This is a genomic window from Acinetobacter tianfuensis, assembly GCF_003611465.1.
GTDB lineage: Bacteria > Pseudomonadota > Gammaproteobacteria > Pseudomonadales > Moraxellaceae > Acinetobacter > Acinetobacter tianfuensis.
Genome location: NZ_RAXV01000100.1, coordinates 1 through 764, shown reverse-complemented (window position 1 = coordinate 764; position 764 = coordinate 1). Strand labels below are relative to the sequence as shown.

General features: G+C 42.4%; 2 protein-coding genes. Both read left to right on the top strand.

Annotation, left to right across the window (positions count from 1 at the left end):
- Positions 1–129 precede the first annotated feature (129 nt).
- Positions 130–420 carry a phage holin family protein gene (locus D7V32_RS17055; protein WP_120403950.1) on the top strand — a complete coding sequence of 97 codons (291 nt, stop codon included), beginning with the start codon at positions 130–132 and terminating at the stop codon, positions 418–420.
- Positions 417–764 (top strand): DUF7940 domain-containing protein (locus D7V32_RS17050; protein ID WP_456049265.1); only part of this gene is annotated, 348 nt, incomplete at its 3' end. The genes D7V32_RS17055 and D7V32_RS17050, both read left to right, overlap by 4 nt.

Sequence of the window (764 nt, the reverse complement as noted above, 5' to 3'; positions counted from 1 at the left end):
GCACGCGCCAGCGACAACGCCGAACAAATTCAAGGGGTGGTTACGAAATTTTAAAGTTTACGATTTAACTTAAGTTAAAACAAAAGCGCCTTCGGGTGCTTTTTTATTGCCAAAAAATAAGGGGGATTCATGCAAGAGCATGAAAGTAAATTAGGAATGCTCGCAACGCTAATTATCATCGGTGCAGCAATCGGCTTTGCAAAACTGCTTGTGTCAGATGAAAAAATTACATGGCGTTTAGCAATCGGTCGAACCATTTTGGGTTCTGCAACATCAACAATAGCAGGTGCAGTCGTATTGCAAATTCCAGACATTGATCCGCTCGCATTGATTGCAATTGCGGCAGCACTGGGGATTTTAGGAAGTACATTTATCGAGTCTTGGCTTAAGCGCCAAGCTAGCAACTGGAGCATTAAATGAAATTGATTGATAATTGGAAACAGGCTTGGAAACTCAAGTCAGTACAAGTAGGCGCATTAAGCGCCTTTTTTTATGCCCTGATTTTATTTTCAGAGCAGTTTTTGAATATTTGGAATCTGATTCCTCAGGAGCTTAAAAACAAAATTCCTGAAAATATCGCTGAATGGGTCGGCATGTTGGTTGGTGTAGCCATGGTGCTTGCACGTTTGAAAAAGCAACCTGAATTACACCAACCCCTAGGTTTTGTCGCAGTCACAGCAGGGCATAGCAATTACGATCCGGGTGCAGTCAATGGCAAATACAAAGAAGCCGAATTGGTACGTCAGTTCCGAAATGCTGTAGCT

Coding starts and splice junctions, on each gene's coding strand:
- D7V32_RS17055 (WP_120403950.1), top strand. CDS start 130: ATGCAAGAGCATGAAAGTAAATTAGGAATGCTCGCAACGCTAATTATC.